The organism is Bordetella sp. 02P26C-1, from assembly GCF_009763255.1.
Taxonomy (GTDB): domain Bacteria; phylum Pseudomonadota; class Gammaproteobacteria; order Burkholderiales; family Burkholderiaceae_B; genus Bordetella_A.
In genome coordinates this window covers 26342-41760 of sequence record NZ_WSJB01000032.1, presented here as the reverse complement: position 1 = coordinate 41760, position 15419 = coordinate 26342, and the positions used below count along the sequence as shown (strand labels likewise).

Genomic DNA, 15419 nt, shown 5'->3' with positions numbered 1-15419 from the left:
GCTGCCTCATTACTGGCTGAGCCCAACTATTCAAACTACCGAAAGGAGATCATCATGCTGACTCTGCGCCGCCGCGAAGAACGCGGCCATGCCAATCATGGCTGGCTCGATAGCTATCACACCTTCTCGTTTGCCAACTACTATGATCCGGCGCATATGGGATTTGGCCCGCTGCGCGTGATCAATGATGATCGTATTGCCGCGGGACGTGGTTTTGGCACGCATGGACATCGCGATATGGAGATCATCACCTATGTGCTGGACGGTGCCATTGCACACAAAGACAGCATGGGCAACGGATCGACGATCCGTCCAGGCAATGTCCAGCGGATGAGTGCGGGCCGCGGCGTGATGCACTCCGAATTCAATCCGCTCGCGGATCAAAACACGCATCTGTTGCAGATCTGGATTGAACCGAATGTCGTGGGCATTACCCCGGAATACGAGGAAAAGCAGGTTCCGGAAGCCGACAAGCGTGGTCGTCTACGCCAAGTGGCGTCGCCAGATGGCGCGGAGGATTCAATGCGCATCCATCAGGACGCACGGTTGTATGTGGGGTTGTTCGACGGCGATGAAAACGCGCAACTGCCCTTGGCGGTGGGTCGGCGTGCATGGGTCCATGTGGCGCGTGGTGAAGTGCGCGTCAATGGCGAATGGCTGACCGCCGGGGACGCGATCGCGTTGACCGACGAGGCCAATGTCCAACTGTCAGCGGGCCGTCAAGCCGAGGTCCTGGTATTCGATCTGCCGTAAGCCCCGCAATTTCATGCCTCGGATGCTCGGGCGTCCGAGGCATAGGGGCGGCAGCGACGTTATGTGTGATGCTAAACGAACATAACCGCCCGCGAATGCCGTACAACGCTATTCATACACTTAAGGAGGCCCTCATGTCCCCGATCGAAACTCTCGTCGTGCCGCGTACCAGTGATCTGGGCGACGGCGTCAAAGTCCGCCGCGCACTACCTTCGGCGCAACGCCGCATGGTTGGCCCCTTCGTCTTCCTGGATGAGATGGGCCCCGTGTCCTTTGCGCCCGGACTAGGCATGGATGTGCGTCCTCACCCGCACATCGGCTTATCGACGGTGACCTATCTTTATGAGGGTGCGATGATGCATCGCGATAGCGCCGGGCACGTGCAAGAGATACGTCCTGGTGAAATCAACTGGATGACCGCCGGACGCGGCATCGTGCATAGCGAACGCAGTCCCGACCTTGCGCGGCGCGATGGCCAACGCCTGGCCGGTCTGCAGATGTGGGTGGGATTGCCCAGCAGCCATGAAGAAACAAACCCAGGCTTTGTCCACTACGGCCTAGACGCACAGCCCGTCGTCGAAGGCGAGGGCGTGCGCGCACAGGTCGCAGCCGGCTCCCTGTTCGGCAAAACCTCGTCGGTGCAAACGCTATCGCCTCTTTTCCTGGGCGACATTCAGATGCGAGCCGGCAGCACGTTCGAGCTGGCGGCTGAATATGAAGAACGCGCCGCCTACCTCAGCCGGGGCAGCGTCGAAGTCGATGGCCAGGTCTATGCCCCCGGACAACTCATCGTTTTCGCGGCCGGGGTGCCTGTCACGATACGCGCCGTCGATGACGTCAGATTGGCGGTGCTGGGCGGCGAGCCGTTAGACGGCCCCCGTTTTGTCTGGTGGAATTTTGTTTCCAGCAGCAAGGATCGCATCGAGCAGGCCAAGGCGGACTGGGAGCGCAATCGGTTCGACCAAACGGTGCCGGGCGACGAAACGGAATACATTCCTTTGCCCGCGGCTCGCGGTTGAACCACGCGGGACATCTGCCATGGCGCTGTCGCGCAGCGGCGTCTTAAACGCTCCTGCGTCGAACATGCCGCTGCCGCGTGGGGCGCTCTAAATACCGGTGGCAAGCTGCCTATGTCAGCGGCCTCGCGCGTAAGCTTGCTCGCGCTGCTCCACCAGCGCCTCACGCCGGATAAAGTCGCGCACGAAATCGTTGACCGGATGATGATGCAGGTTATAGGGCGTGTCCCACTGCACCATATGGCCTTTATTCATCACCCCGATTCGGTCGGCGATGGCGAAGGCTTCGGCCTGATTGTGGGTCACCAGGATCGCCGTATGCCCCGTTGTAATCAAGATCTCACGGACTTCAAACGCCAGGCGCTCGCGCGTGTCCACATCCAGGTTGGAAAACGGCTCGTCCAGCAACAACAGATCCGGCGAGGGCGCGAGCGCACGCGCTAGCGCGACACGCTGTTGCTGCCCGCCAGACATCTCGTGCGGATAGCTATCGGCGGCCGCTTCCAGTCCGACTAGCGCGAGCATTTCCTGCACGCGCTCGGCACGCTCGGCCTTCTTCATCAATTTACGCAAGCCGAATGCGACATTCTGCGCGGCCGTCAGATGCGGGAATAACGCATAGTCCTGAAACATCATGCCCACCCGGCGATGTTCCGGTGCCACCTGCACGTCGGGCGACGAAATAATGTTGCCGTCCAAAGCGATATGCCCGCCACGCACTGGCTCAAAACCCGCAATGGCCCGCAAAATGGTCGTCTTGCCACAGCCGGACTGTCCCAGCAAACAACCGATGTGGCCAGAGGGCAGCGTCAACGACAGCTCATCGACCACGGGCTTCGGTCCGCGCGGCGTGTCATAGGCCAGATGGATGCGATCGAGTTCAAGCAGATCGGCCAAGATTCAATGTCCTATTTTCAGATTGGTGCGTGCCAGCAGGATCACGGGTATCAGCCCCGCCACGACGATGGCCAGCGCGGCCACGGCGCCTTCTTCATAAGTGCCACGTGCCGCTTCCGCATACAGCCATGTCGCCAGCGTCTCGAAATTCAGTGGTCGCAGCAACAGCGTCGCGGGCAACTCCTTCATCGTGTCCACGAACACCAGAAGCGCCGCCGTTGCTAGCGCCGGGCGCAGCAAGGGGAGATGAACACGGCGCAGCGTGCCACCAGCGGTTTCACCGAGCATTCGGGAAGCCTGTTCCAACGAGGGTGGGATACGTGAAAGTCCCGCTTCGATACCACCCACCGAAATGGCTAGAAAACGCAGGGTGTACGCGCCTACCAGAGCGCCCACGGAGCCCATGATCAGCAAGCCTTGCATGCCCAGCAGCGCGCCCAGTTGCCGGTCAAGCCAGGTCAGTGGAATGAGCAAACCAATGGCCAGGACCGTGCCCGGGACCGCATAGCCCAGGCTCGCAATGCGCGCACAAGCGCGACCTGGATTCATGCGGGCACTTTCGCGCAGCGTGCGCCCGGCCCACGCAACGATTAGCCCGCACACGAGCGTGACCAGCGTTGCTATCAAGGCCACCGTGACCGTATTCCTCAGTCCGTTGATCAACTGATCAGATACGCTGCCCACGAGATGCAGTCGCTTGGTGGTTTCGACCACCAAGTACCAGGCCGGCGCTACGAACCCTATCAGTACAGGAGTCCAGCCCAGCACAACCGCGACGGCGGCAGCCGTACCGCACAGCTGCTTCGGCTGCATCGGCCGCATACGTTGCGCGTTGGCATAGCGTTGGCGTTTGCGCCCATGGCGTTCCAACAGGATGAGCGCCACCACGATTGCCAGCATGGTCAACGCAATCTGCGCGGCGCTGGCGAGATCCGAACGGGTCACCCATGTCGTGTAAACCGACACAGTCAGCGTTTGCACGCCTAAAAATTCCGACGCGCCGATATCATTCAGCGTTTCCAACAGGGCCAGACTCGCTCCCACGGCGATGGCCGGCCGGGCCAGCGGCAGCGCGACCCGGAAAAACACGCCGACCTTACCCGCACCTAGCGTACGCGCGGCCTCCAGCAAGCTCGCGGCCTGCGTCATGAACATCACGCGGGTGCTCAGATACACATAGGGGTACAGCACGAAACCCAGTACGAAGATCGCCCCATAAATCGAGCGCAAATCCGGCAGACGAAACTGCCGTGGGCTGTCATAGCCGAGTAGCTCTCGTATCGCTGTCTGGATAGGGCCAATTGGATGCAGCAGATCCAGATACGCGAACGCGATGATATAGGTCGGTACCGCTAGCGGCAGCAGCAGAGCCCAGGTCAGAATCCCCCGCGTGGGAAACTGATAGGCCGTCACCAGCCATGCCGCGCCCGTGCCCAGCAGCGTGACCAGTATGCCCACACCTGCCAGCAGCATCGCGGTATTGGCCAGCGCTTGCGGCAACACATACCGTGCTAAATGTTCCCAGTGAGACAGATCGGCGTCGAGCGCCTGCCAGGCTAACGCGCCCAACGGCGCTAATACCGCGATCGCGATCAGGACCGCGCCCAGCAGCCAACCAGCCCCGCGTTCGGGGCCGCGTAGTCGCCAGGGGCGAGGCAGAGATTCAGTGTGCATACATCAAGAATCAAGCCGCCCGGACGGGCGGCTTGGGGTAGACGGGGGACGGAAATCCGGCCAAACCTCGCATGATGCCCGATACGGGCCGTCACCTCAACAACGATCAGTTATCAAAGCCCACCTTGTCCACCAGTTCGCTGGCCTGCTTGCGGTATTTGGCGATCTCCGCCACGGGCAGCGAGTCGATCTTGAGTTCGCCAAAGCTGGCCACCACCGGATCGAGCTTGACGCCCTTGCGGATGGGATATTCGTAATTCGCCTGGGCATACAGCGTCTGCGCGGGCTCCGACACCAGGAACTCCAGCAGCTTGACCGCGTTTTCCTTCTGCGGAGCATGTGCGGCCACGGCGGCGCCGCTGATGTTCACGTGCGTGCCGTCTCCGCCGTTCTTGAACGTCGGGCGTACCACCTTGATCGCATCGCCCCATTTACGTGCGTCCGTGCCGGGCTGGGCGTTCTTCATATGGCCCACATAATAGGCATTGGCGATCCCGATATCGCAGATCCCGCCCAGGATATCGCGCGCCACGTCACGGTCGCCACCGGCTGCCTTGCGAGCCAGATTGGCCTTGACGCCACGCAGCCATTGTTCCGTCGCCTCAGCGCCGTCATGAGCAATCATGGCGGCAACCAGACCGGTGTTATAGGGATGCTGACCCGAACGGATGCAGACTTTGTTCTTCCACTGGGTGTCGGCCAGGTCCTCATAATGGAAGGAGTCGAGTTTCACATCATTGGCCACATACAGGACCCGGTCACGCAACGACAACGCGTACCACTGTCCATCCGCGCCGCGCAGGTTGGCGGGAATCACCTCGTTCAGCGTCTCGGATTGAATAGGTTGCGTAATGCCGCCATCCACCAGATCGATCAGATTGCCGATATCCACCGTCATCAGCACGTCAGCCGGCGACTGCGCGCCCTCGGCTTTGACCCGCTCGAGCAGACCATCTTTGACGAAAACCGTGTTGACCTTGATACCGGTTTCCTTGGTAAAGGCGTCCAACATCGGTTGAATCAACTTCGGTTCACGCGTCGTGTAGAGACTGACTTCCTCGGCGGCGCCAGCGGGCGCAGCCAGCACAGCGCCTGCCAAGGCAAGCGCGCCTGTCAGAGAGGAAAGGGTAAAGCGTCGGTTCCACATAGTGTCAGGTTCCGTGACAGTATCTAAAGGGGACGGGATCTTTGCATGTCGTGCGTAGCGAAGGGGACGCCAGCGCCATCGACAACAGCCGCCATTTGTTAACGAAAACTATTATCATCAAGCAGGAGCGACGATAACAGGAACCTGTCAGCTTCACAACTTGCATCAATGCCCCGGCTCGTCAATCACCCATTGAGTTATAAGGGCATTACAGATTAATGAGATAAGTTATCAACTCACCTTGGTAAAATCAGGAAAAACCCTGAGCCCGCTGCGCCGACATGTCTTTGGTCGCCACGCGCGGAAACCCACTCGGCGCACCTGTTGCGTTGCATTTTCTCGACGATATGGCAGCTTTTAACACCGAACGCGTACTGAGCGTGCGTCACTGGAACGACACGCTTTTCTCCTTTACGACGACACGCGACGCCGCCCTGCGTTTCCACAATGGCCACTTTGTCATGATCGGCCTGGAAGTCGAGGGCAAGCCCTTGATGCGCGCCTACAGTATCGCCAGCGCAAACTACGAGGAAAACCTGGAGTTCCTGAGCATCAAGGTTCAGGACGGCCCGCTCACCTCGCGCCTGCAGCATCTGAAAGAGGGCGACACCATTCTCGTCAGCCGCAAGCCGGTTGGCACCCTGGTGGTCGATGATTTAAAGCCGGGCAAAAATTTGTTCCTTTTCGGCACGGGTACCGGGCTTGCCCCGTTCATGAGCATCATCAAAGACCCCGCTGTCTACGAGCGTTTTGAAAAGGTCGTGCTCGTGCACGGCGTGCGCTGGGTCAGCGAACTCGCTTACGCCGACTACATTGAAAACGAGCTGCCGAACAACGAGTTCTTCGGCGACATCGTGCGCGACAAGCTGATCTACTACCCGACCGTCACTCGCGAGCCGTTTCGCAACCAAGGCCGTATCACTCAGCTCATCGAGAACGGCAAGCTATGCGCCGACATCGGCCTGCCCCCCCTCAATCCGGAAACGGATCGGGCCATGCTCTGCGGCAGCCCGCACATGTTGGCTGACATCAGCGCCATGTTGAACGACCGTGGTTTCGTAGTCTCGCCCGGTGTGGGCGAGCCGGGGGACTATGTTGTCGAACGCGCGTTCGTCGAAAAATAAACTGTGAGTCGACGGAGCACGACTGCCGTGCTTCGTCATCGCGCGCTCGCTAGATTCGATCGAGCGCTGCTCCCCCACGCCAGCCATCAAAGACACCGCAGGCGCATTCCGCGAATTCGCACAAGCCTGCCGCCCCCAACGTGCCGACGTCCGTCACAAATCTCTTCCAGATTTGCATGGCGCGCTGAATAAATATTCCCATCCTGTCGCGCGCGGGCAAGAAAAAGACCATCATGACCGTAATCGCACCGGGCCCATTCCCCGTGCGCGTCCTAGTGTCACGCCTGTCGCACGTAGTTATACGAGCTTCCCCGTCTATCTGTTGCCGTTTAAACTTCGATCATCCAGCGTTCTCAACAACAATCAAGGAATCCGCCAATGAGCAAACAAATCATTCATACCGATGCCGCACCGGCCGCTGTGGGCCCTTATTCTCAGGCCGTCGCCGTGCAGGGTGGCAAGACCGTTTATCTGTCTGGCCAAATCGGCCTCGAACCGGGCACGGGCGACCTCGTTTCCGAGAACTTTGACGCGCAAGTCCGCCAGGCCTTCGCCAACATGACCGCCGTGATCGAAGCCGCGGGCGGTACGCTGAACGACATCGTGAAGCTCACCCTGTTCCTCACCGATCTGAGCAAGTTCACCGCGGCCAACGCCATCATGTCAGAGCTGATTCCTCAACCGTATCCGGCACGTTCCACCATCGGCGTGGCCAGCTTGCCCAAGGATGCGCAGTTCGAGGTCGAAGCCATCCTCGTCCTGCCCTAATTTCATAGGATCCATTCATGCCACTATCCGCCGCCACCCGTGATCGTACCGGAGCGATACGTCGTTCCAGTACGGCGTCGGCCAAGGCGGGCAGTGAGCAGCAGCGGGTTCCGCCGCGTAGCAAACCGGGTGGCGGTAAATCGTTGACCGAGGTGCAACGCAAACTGCATAGCTTGGGCCTGATCACGCCTAACGACTGCATTCTGCATCTGCCGTTACGCTATGAAGACGAGACGCGGGTCGTGCCTATCGGCGCGCTGCGACCCGGCGCGCCGGCGCAAGTCGAAGGCGAGATCCTGCGTAGCGAGGTGCTATACCGCCCGCGCCGCCAGCTCACGGCGGTGATGGCGGATGATTCCGGCGAGCTGCAGCTGCGTTGGTTGAATTTTTATCCTAGTCAGCAAAAGCAACTCGCTCCTGGGCGTCGCCTGCGTGCCCGGGGCGAAGTGCGTGGCGGTCTGTTTGGCCGCGAGATGGTGCATCCTCGCATGAGCAGCGCCGACGCCGCGCTACCCGAGGCGCTGACACCCGTGTATCCCAGCACGGAAGGGCTCAGCCAGATCTCTTTGCGTAAAGCGATCGCGCATGCCTTGGATCACGCCGATTTACACGACACGCTGCCCGCCGAGGCGTTGCAGCGTTATGACTTGATGTCGTTCGAGCCGGCCATACGCTTTTTGCACGCGCCTCCTCCCGGGGTATCCGAAGCGGACCTGTTAGAACGTGAGCATCCCGCGTGGCGTCGTATTAAATTCGATGAGCTCTTGGCGCAGCAGTTATCGCTTGCCGCAGCGCGCGCGGCAAGAAGGAGAGTTCGCGCCGTACCCTTGCCGTCAGATGGCGCCGAGACTTCTGATTTGGTGGCGAGACTCTATGCCGCGTTGCCATTTTCCTTAACCGGAGCGCAACAGCGTGTCGTTGCGGAGATATCGCGCGATCTCGCGCAGCCCTATCCCATGCACCGGTTGTTGCAAGGTGACGTAGGCAGCGGCAAGACAGTCGTGGCGGCCGTGGCCGCCGCGCAGGCGATTGCCTGCGGCGCCCAGGTAGCGCTGATGGCGCCCACTGAGATCTTGGCCGAGCAACATTTCCACAAACTGCTCGGTTGGCTGCAACCGTTAGGGGTCACGGTCGCTTGGTTAAGTGGCAGCCAGAGCGCGCGCGGGCGCCGCGAATCTATCGCGGGCGCTGCGGACGGCAGTATTCAGTTGTTGGTGGGCACGCAAGCCTTGATTCAGGACCATGTCGAATTCAAGCAGCTCGGCCTATCCATTGTCGACGAACAGCATCGGTTTGGTGTAGGCCAGCGCCTGGCACTGAACCGCAAAGGCGAGGCGGCCGACGCCGCGATGATCCCGCATCAGCTCAATATGAGCGCCACGCCCATACCACGCACGCTGGCGATGACATTCTTCGCCGATCTCGACGTCTCGGTGATCGATGAGCTACCGCCGGGTCGCACGCCCGTCGTGACCAAGCTCGTGTCAGATAATCGTCGCGACGAAGTCCTGCTGCATATCGCAAGCGCGGTGCGGCAGGGCAGGCAGGCTTATTGGGTGTGTCCGCTCGTCGAGGAAAGCGAGGCCTTGCAACTGCAAACCGCTGTCGATACCTACGAGCTCATGCGCGCGGAGCTTCCGGATATCCGCATCGGCTTGGTGCATGGCCGACTGCCTCAAACCGAAAAAGCCGCCGTGATGCAGGCATTTCGCGATGGCGAAGTCGATTTACTGGTCGCCACGACCGTGATCGAAGTCGGTGTCGACGTGCCCAACGCATCGCTCATGGTGATCGAACATGCAGAGCGATTTGGCCTCGCCCAGCTGCATCAACTGCGCGGCCGCGTCGGGCGAGGCAGCGCCGAATCGGTATGCGTATTGCTTTATCAGACGCCGCTTTCGCAGATCGCTCGCGAACGGCTACGCGCCATGTTCGAAACCAACGACGGATTCGAAATCGCGCGGCGGGACCTCGAACAGCGTGGTCCCGGCGAATTCCTTGGTACTCGTCAATCGGGTACCGCATTGTTGCGCTTTGCCGATCTGGAAAGCGACGTAGGCATCGCCGAAGACGCGCGCGATGCCGCCGTTTGGCTTAGAGCCGAACACCCCGAAGCCGTAGAAGCGCATCTGGCTCGCTGGATGCGTGGACGGGAAGACTTTCTGCGCACGTAAAGGGTGGCGGTCATGCTCTCCGTGATCAGTCACGTTCCCACATATTATTCTTGCCGTTAGTGGCGACTTTTCTTAGGTAAGACTCTCCATGACTCTGACCGAACTTAAATACATCGTCGCCGTTGCGCGCGAACGCCATTTCGGCCGCGCCGCAGAAGCTTGTTTTGTTAGTCAACCCACGCTGTCCGTCGCCATTCGCAAACTCGAGGACGAGCTGGGCGTCACTTTGTTTGAACGCGGTGGCTCCGAAGTCGGCGTCACCGCGATAGGCCAGCGCATCGTTACCCAAGCGCAGAAAGTTCTTGAGGAAAGCGCCAGCATCAAGGAAATCGCGCGCCAGGGCCACGATCCTCTGGCCGGCCCGTTGCGGGTGGGAGTGATTCATACCATTGGCCCGTACCTGCTGCCTCGACTGGTGCCAACGCAGATCGCGCGCACACCCCAGATGCCGCTGCTACTGCAGGAAAACTTCACGCTGCGTCTGGTCGAGCTGCTACGCCAAGGCGAGATCGATTGCGCCATCATGGCATTGCCTCTGCCCGAGGCCGGGCTGGTCACCCAACCGCTTTACGACGAGCCTTTCATTGTCGCGGTGCCAAAAGATCACCCCTGGGCAGAGCGCGAATCGATCAGTTCCGAGGACCTGAAGCAGCAGACCATGTTGCTGTTGGGCACAGGCCACTGCTTTCGCGATCAGGTGCTTGAGGTCTGTCCGGAGTTGTCGCGTTTCTCCGCCGCGAGCGACGGTATCCAGCGCACTTTCGAAGGGTCGTCGCTGGAGACCATTCGCCACATGGTGGCGGCGGGAATCGGGGTTACCGTCCTGCCACAAACTGCTATCCCAGAAGTGCCTTCAGACAAAGGCCTGATCCGCTATGTGCCATTTTCGGGCCGTCCGCCCGAGCGCCGTGTGGTACTGGCCTGGCGCCGCAGTTTTCCCCGACTGGCCGCGATTGAAGCCCTCGCCAAAGCAGTCTACGAATGTCAATTGCCGGGCGTGACGATGCTCGACCACGAGGTCGCGACAGAGCACTGATTTGGTGCGCGCGAGAGGGCGTATCCACCCGACGCAACTCGGCTGAATACGCCCCTTAACAGTGGTATTCTTGTCTTATGTTCAACGTGGATAAGGAGCACTACATGTCGAAGTCGTCTAACTCGGGTCTACACATCAGCATTGGCATCTCGGATTCGGACCGCGAGGCGATCGCGGCCGAGCTCTCCAAGGTGCTGGCGGATTCCTACACGCTCTACCTGATGACGCACAACTTCCACTGGAACGTCACGGGTCCGATGTTCAACACGCTGCATCAAATGTTCATGACGCAGTACTCGGAAGAGTGGGCGGCACTTGATGACATCGCCGAACGTATTCGCGCGTTGGGCGTGCACGCACCGGGCACCTATCGCGAGTTTTCCAAGCTGTCCTCTATCTCCGAACCGCAGGACGTTCCGGACGCCATGGAAATGATCCGTCTGCTCGTCAAGGGCAACGAGGCCGTGTCGAAAACCGCTCGCGCTGCCTTCGAGAAGGCCGATGGCGCCAACGATCAGCCGACCGCAGACCTGTTGACGCAACGTATGGACATCCATGAAAAGAACGCCTGGATGCTGCGCAGCTTGCTCCAGTAATCGTCTCGGTATTATTGACCTGACACGCTGAAGCGGCGCCAGCGAAGTGCTCGCGCCGCCAAAGTTTCACCGGCTTCCTTGCGAGGAGGCCGGTGTTGTTTCTATTGAGCCATAATCCATATGCCGCGTCCGCCCATCTCCGACTCCGTTCCCGCCTGTGTGTTGATTACCGGCGCCACTGGCGGCATTGGTGGCGCTTTGGCATGGGAATATGCACGCGCGGGTAGCACCACGTTGATTCTGCAGGGCCGCAACAAAGATAGGCTCGACGAGCTGGCCAGTGAACTAGGCGACGTCGGCGTGCGTGTGATTACACAGGCGCTCGACGTGCGCGATGAGTCCGCGCTCCGCGCATGGTTGACCGAGATGAGCGAGACCGAGGCACCCGACCTTGTCATCGCGAACGCGGGCGTCAACATCAATGTTGGTGCCGATCAGCAAGGCGAACGTTGGGAAGACATGCATCGTCTGTTCGATGTCAACGTCAAAGCCACCATGGCTACCCTCCATGCCTGCTTGCCCGCCATGCAAGCGCGTCGCGGTGGGCAGATAGCGTTGTTAAGCTCCTTAGCCGCCTGGCGCGGGTTGCCCGAAACGCCGAGCTATAGCGCCAGCAAGGCCGCCGTCAAGGTTTACGGCGAGGCCATGCGTGACCTGGTGGCGGGGCAGGGCGTGCGCATCAATGTGATCATGCCGGGCTACGTGGAATCGCAGATGTGCTTCGACATGCCGGGACCAAAGCCATTCCTCTGGCGCGCCGATCGTGCGGCGCGCGTCATTCGCCAAGGTCTCGCGCGTAATCGTGCGCGGATAAGTTTTCCGTTTCCGTTGAACCTGGGGTGTTTCTTGTTGGCGGTGATTCACCCTTCAGTGTCGGGCTGGATATTGCGACGCTTGGGCTACCGATAACCCAGACCAGCTTAGCGTCGACGCCATATTGAACGGTAGTAGGCGTAGCGCAACGCCTGACTGGAGAGAGCCTTAAGGCTGCAGGACCAGGCCGGCCTCGCGATGCCCAGACGCATCGAGCTCTGGCTGTGAAGTGGAATGCCGCTCAATCGCGCGCTGGCGAAGCGTGTTCAGACGCGCTGAGTCATCAATGAGCCCGATTATTTCTTCTACCCAAAGGTCGGGATCATTAGCTAGTAAAAGACCATCTTCTCGGTCTTCAATCGCCGTTGCGTAAGTGCTGGGGTCGGAATAGATCCCTACCGCGCCGCAGCGGGTAATATCAAAAATCTTGCTATGCGACCGCCCCATGTTGAACGGAGAGGGCAACAAAGGGGCCAGCCCAATATGAGCGTTTAGCGTCCTGCAATGGCTCACATAATTCTGCCAGGACAGCGGATGCAATACCCGCGTACGGGGCAAATTTCTAAACTGCTGATTGACGCCATGACTGCCGATCAACTCAAAGTGCGCTCTCGGCCTGGCGTTCAGCACCTCTCGCATTACCGGATACAACCAATCCATCTCGGCTTGATGCGTGGCTGAGCCGTGATAAAAGATTTGTACGGGTCCTTTGGACGACTGCGGATGCCAAAGCTCCTGTGTTTCTGCGTCCTCCGGCAACGGCCTGGGCGCGATGACCTGCGCGGCCTGGTACGGATAGCGCGCGCGTAGTTCTTCGGTTGAAAACCAATAAACAGAAGCCAGGGCCTGAATATCGGGAGCAAAGGCCGCGCAATATTTATTCAGCTTCTTAATATAGACGTTCGGTAGCCCCGCCCAGTGCTCAGGGTGCAGCAGATCGTCATCCATGAAATACGCAACTTCGCTCAGCTGGGCGCGGTGTTGGCGTAGCGCCTTGGCCCAGCGCGTATTCATGTATCGAACAATGACTACCCCGGTTCCAGGCGCCAAATCCCCAAACTGTGGGTGGTCGGCATCCAAATCCTTGTAAACCACGGGCAGACCTGTGGACCGAAGGAAGGGGCGTATGTAATAGTCAGTAGAAGGATTATCTTTTTGTTGCAGAACCAGCCACCGTTCCACCTCGCGCTCCGGCCGGTGAGGCAAAGCGCGTGAATACCGCATTCGCGAGAGGAGGCGGGATAACGGCGTTAACACTGGATACTGAGAAATATAGAATTTCCGGAGATCGCAATGTTACATTACTCTGCTGCTCGTTGATACTGAGTGTCTACGATCAGGCTTAACAAAAAATGTCCGCTGCGGCACACTATGCCGTTGGGGTCGAGTACAAGATCTCAGTTGGAAGAGCAGAACGATTCGAAATGACGATATTGGTGACAGGTGGGGCCGGATTTATTGGTGGCAATTTCGTGCTGGATTGGTTGCGACAATCGGACGAGCCGGTCATCAACCTGGATAAGCTGACCTACGCAGGGAATCTCGAAACCTTGGACGCGCTGCAGGGCGACGCCAGGCATCGATTCGTACGTGGCGATATCGCCGATGGTGGCTGTATTCAGAGTCTGCTTACGGCGTATCGGCCGCGCGCGGTAATTAATTTCGCGGCGGAATCGCACGTTGACCGTTCGATTGACGGTCCGGCCCCATTTATCCAGACCAATATCCTCGGCGTGTTCTCCTTATTGGAGGCCGCGCGCGCTTATTACGACACCCTGAGCGGTGAAGAGAGGCAGCGATTCCGCGTACTCCACGTTTCGACCGACGAGGTGTACGGGTCCCTGGCCCCGACCGATCACCCCTTTACTGAAGCGCATCCGTATCAGCCTAATAGCCCCTATTCGGCTTCCAAGGCGGCGTCCGACCATTTGGTCCGGGCATGGTGTCATACCTATGGATTGCCGGTATTAACCACTAATTGCTCGAACAATTACGGGCCCTATCAGTTCCCGGAAAAACTCATTCCGCTCATTATCCTGAATGCCCTGGCGGGCAAAGCCCTACCTGTTTATGGCGATGGGCAGCAGGTACGTGACTGGCTTTATGTCAAGGATCATTGCCAGGCGCTAGCGACCGTGTTGCGAGCAGGACGAGTAGGGGAGACGTACAACATTGGCGGTAATAGCGAGCGCGCCAACCTGGACGTAGTGCATACGATCTGTGCGCTGTTAGACGAAATGCGGCCACGTGCGGATGGTCAACCGTATGCGCAGCAAATCGCGCACGTTACGGATCGCCCTGGCCATGATCGGCGATATGCCATCGATGCCAGCAAAATTACCCGCGAGCTCGGCTGGAGCCCATCGGAGACGTTTGAATCAGGGTTGCGCTCGACCGTCGCTTGGTACCTAGACCATTCGCAGTGGACCGAGAGGGTATTGAGCGGCGCCTATCGCGAGCTGGCTTCAGCCCAGACTGGTTCGCCGGAGCTGCGCGCGTGAAGATTCTACTGGTGGGCAAGAACGGCCAGGTCGGACAGGCCTTGCAACAAAGTCTCGCGGCGCTGGGTCATATCGTTGCGGTCGATCGGCAGCGATGCGACCTGGGTGATCCGCAGACCGTGTTGGCGACTCTGGATGCCGAGCAGCCGGACATTATCGTCAACGCCGCTGCCTATACCGACGTCGATCGCGCGGAAACCGAGCCGGAATTGGCGATGAAAATCAACGCGCATGGACCTCGGCTATTAGCCAAAGAGGCCGAGGCCAGCGGTGCGATGTTGATCCACTATTCGACCGACTATGTCTTCAAGGGCGATAAAGATGCGCCCTATGTGGAGACGGATAGCACTGCACCGCAATCCAGCTATGGTCGCAGCAAGCTCGCCGGCGAAGAGGCCGTTGCTCAAGAATCCTCCCGTTATCTTTTACTGCGGACGAGCTGGGTACACAGTGGGATTGGTAAAAATTTCGTCAAAACCATTTTGCGGCTGGCACAGAATCAGGCCGCTTTAAAGGTCGTCGCGGACCAGATCGGCGCGCCCACTAGCGCCGCCATGATTGCGCACGTCACCGCCGACTTGATTAGTTTTTGTCAGAAATATGCGATGGCCGGGCTGCTGCCGAATCAGAAGATTCCATACGGCTGTTATCATCTCACCGCTCTGGGTCAAACCAGTTGGCATGCGTACGCTTGTTTAATCTTGGACCTGGCTCGACAAGCCGGTATGGTGCTGAAAGCATCGCCGGAAACTGTAACGCCCATTCCTACTGCAGCGTATCCCTTACCGGCCGCAAGGCCTGCTAATTCGCGGTTAGATACTACTAAATTGCGCCAGGCATTTGGAGTGTCGCTCGATCAATGGCAGGACGGTGTTCAGCAAACTATTGCGCAATTAGCGCGGTGATATGGCAAGCGAGAG

Annotated in this window: 14 protein-coding genes; 10 read left to right on the top strand and 4 right to left on the bottom strand. The window is 59.2% G+C overall.

Features of this window, described 5'->3' with window-relative positions:
- Positions 1 to 54: 54 nt before the first annotated feature.
- Both GOQ28_RS16630 and GOQ28_RS16625 read left to right on the top strand, forming a co-directional pair.
- Complete coding sequence (locus tag GOQ28_RS16630; protein ID WP_160357248.1) at positions 55 to 753, top strand: pirin family protein; 699 nt, start codon at positions 55 to 57, stop codon at positions 751 to 753.
- 134 nt (positions 754 to 887) lie between these two features.
- Entirely contained in the window at positions 888 to 1772 is an 885-nt protein-coding gene (locus tag GOQ28_RS16625) for a pirin family protein (RefSeq protein WP_160357247.1), read from the top strand.
- Positions 1773 to 1886: 114 nt separating this feature from the next.
- Here GOQ28_RS16625 and GOQ28_RS16620 read toward each other — a convergent pair whose 3' ends face one another.
- The 3 genes from GOQ28_RS16620 to GOQ28_RS16610 all read right to left on the bottom strand — a co-directional run bounded on the left by GOQ28_RS16620 (position 1887) and on the right by GOQ28_RS16610 (position 5487).
- Positions 1887 to 2666 (bottom strand): ABC transporter ATP-binding protein, encoded by a 780-nt coding sequence (locus GOQ28_RS16620; protein WP_160357246.1) that lies wholly within the window; start codon positions 2664 to 2666, stop codon positions 1887 to 1889.
- A gap of 3 nt (positions 2667 to 2669) precedes the next feature.
- Complete coding sequence (locus GOQ28_RS16615; RefSeq protein ID WP_160357245.1) at positions 2670 to 4340, bottom strand: ABC transporter permease; 1671 nt, start codon at positions 4338 to 4340, stop codon at positions 2670 to 2672.
- A 106-nt stretch (positions 4341 to 4446) separates the two neighbouring features.
- The gene (locus tag GOQ28_RS16610; RefSeq protein WP_160357244.1) at positions 4447 to 5487 is read right to left on the bottom strand and encodes a Fe(3+) ABC transporter substrate-binding protein; all 1041 of its coding nucleotides are present in this window, start codon (positions 5485 to 5487) and stop codon (positions 4447 to 4449) included.
- A 347-nt stretch (positions 5488 to 5834) separates the two neighbouring features.
- Here GOQ28_RS16610 and GOQ28_RS16605 point away from each other — a divergent pair, with 347 nt between their 5' ends.
- The 6 genes from GOQ28_RS16605 to GOQ28_RS16580 all read left to right on the top strand — a co-directional run bounded on the left by GOQ28_RS16605 (position 5835) and on the right by GOQ28_RS16580 (position 12094).
- Entirely contained in the window at positions 5835 to 6611 is a 777-nt protein-coding gene (locus GOQ28_RS16605) for a ferredoxin--NADP reductase (RefSeq protein ID WP_160351779.1), read from the top strand.
- A gap of 378 nt (positions 6612 to 6989) precedes the next feature.
- Entirely contained in the window at positions 6990 to 7379 is a 390-nt protein-coding gene (locus GOQ28_RS16600) for a Rid family detoxifying hydrolase (RefSeq protein WP_160357243.1), read from the top strand.
- Between the two features lie 17 nt (positions 7380 to 7396).
- Positions 7397 to 9553: an ATP-dependent DNA helicase RecG gene (gene recG, locus GOQ28_RS16595; protein ID WP_160357242.1), complete on the top strand. Its 2157-nt coding sequence runs from the start codon at positions 7397 to 7399 to the stop codon at positions 9551 to 9553.
- An 88-nt stretch (positions 9554 to 9641) separates the two neighbouring features.
- Positions 9642 to 10589 (top strand): LysR substrate-binding domain-containing protein, encoded by a 948-nt coding sequence (locus GOQ28_RS16590; RefSeq protein WP_160351737.1) that lies wholly within the window; start codon positions 9642 to 9644, stop codon positions 10587 to 10589.
- 104 nt (positions 10590 to 10693) lie between these two features.
- Positions 10694 to 11185: a Dps family protein gene (locus GOQ28_RS16585; protein ID WP_160357241.1), complete on the top strand. Its 492-nt coding sequence runs from the start codon at positions 10694 to 10696 to the stop codon at positions 11183 to 11185.
- A gap of 120 nt (positions 11186 to 11305) precedes the next feature.
- Positions 11306 to 12094 carry an SDR family NAD(P)-dependent oxidoreductase gene (locus GOQ28_RS16580; RefSeq protein WP_160351735.1) on the top strand — a complete coding sequence of 263 codons (789 nt, stop codon included), beginning with the start codon at positions 11306 to 11308 and terminating at the stop codon, positions 12092 to 12094.
- 72 nt (positions 12095 to 12166) lie between these two features.
- Here GOQ28_RS16580 and GOQ28_RS16575 read toward each other — a convergent pair whose 3' ends face one another.
- Positions 12167 to 13180, bottom strand: a complete 1014-nt coding sequence (locus GOQ28_RS16575; RefSeq protein WP_160357240.1) for a glycosyltransferase family 4 protein — start codon at positions 13178 to 13180, stop codon at positions 12167 to 12169.
- Between the two features lie 242 nt (positions 13181 to 13422).
- On the opposite strand from GOQ28_RS16575, the gene rfbB reads away from it, so the two are divergent.
- Together rfbB and rfbD are read left to right on the top strand one after the other, a co-directional pair.
- Positions 13423 to 14499, top strand: a complete 1077-nt coding sequence (rfbB, locus tag GOQ28_RS16570) for a dTDP-glucose 4,6-dehydratase (RefSeq protein WP_160351733.1) — start codon at positions 13423 to 13425, stop codon at positions 14497 to 14499.
- Positions 14496 to 15404: a dTDP-4-dehydrorhamnose reductase gene (rfbD, locus tag GOQ28_RS16565; RefSeq protein ID WP_160357239.1), complete on the top strand. Its 909-nt coding sequence runs from the start codon at positions 14496 to 14498 to the stop codon at positions 15402 to 15404. The genes rfbB and rfbD overlap by 4 nt, the downstream gene beginning before the upstream one ends.
- Positions 15405 to 15419: the final 15 nt, after the last annotated feature.

Excerpts from the sequence above, each read along its gene's own strand:
- GOQ28_RS16615 (WP_160357245.1), bottom strand. The coding sequence starts at position 4,340 with ATGCACACTGAATCTCTGCCTCGCCCCTGGCGACTACGCGGCCCCGAA.
- GOQ28_RS16580 (WP_160351735.1), top strand. The coding sequence starts at position 11,306 with ATGCCGCGTCCGCCCATCTCCGACTCCGTTCCCGCCTGTGTGTTGATT.
- GOQ28_RS16630 (WP_160357248.1), top strand. The coding sequence starts at position 55 with ATGCTGACTCTGCGCCGCCGCGAAGAACGCGGCCATGCCAATCATGGC.
- GOQ28_RS16625 (WP_160357247.1), top strand. The coding sequence starts at position 888 with ATGTCCCCGATCGAAACTCTCGTCGTGCCGCGTACCAGTGATCTGGGC.
- recG (WP_160357242.1), top strand. The coding sequence starts at position 7,397 with ATGCCACTATCCGCCGCCACCCGTGATCGTACCGGAGCGATACGTCGT.
- GOQ28_RS16610 (WP_160357244.1), bottom strand. The coding sequence starts at position 5,487 with ATGTGGAACCGACGCTTTACCCTTTCCTCTCTGACAGGCGCGCTTGCC.
- rfbB (WP_160351733.1), top strand. The coding sequence starts at position 13,423 with ATGACGATATTGGTGACAGGTGGGGCCGGATTTATTGGTGGCAATTTC.
- GOQ28_RS16600 (WP_160357243.1), top strand. The coding sequence starts at position 6,990 with ATGAGCAAACAAATCATTCATACCGATGCCGCACCGGCCGCTGTGGGC.
- GOQ28_RS16590 (WP_160351737.1), top strand. The coding sequence starts at position 9,642 with ATGACTCTGACCGAACTTAAATACATCGTCGCCGTTGCGCGCGAACGC.
- GOQ28_RS16585 (WP_160357241.1), top strand. The coding sequence starts at position 10,694 with ATGTCGAAGTCGTCTAACTCGGGTCTACACATCAGCATTGGCATCTCG.
- GOQ28_RS16605 (WP_160351779.1), top strand. The coding sequence starts at position 5,835 with ATGGCAGCTTTTAACACCGAACGCGTACTGAGCGTGCGTCACTGGAAC.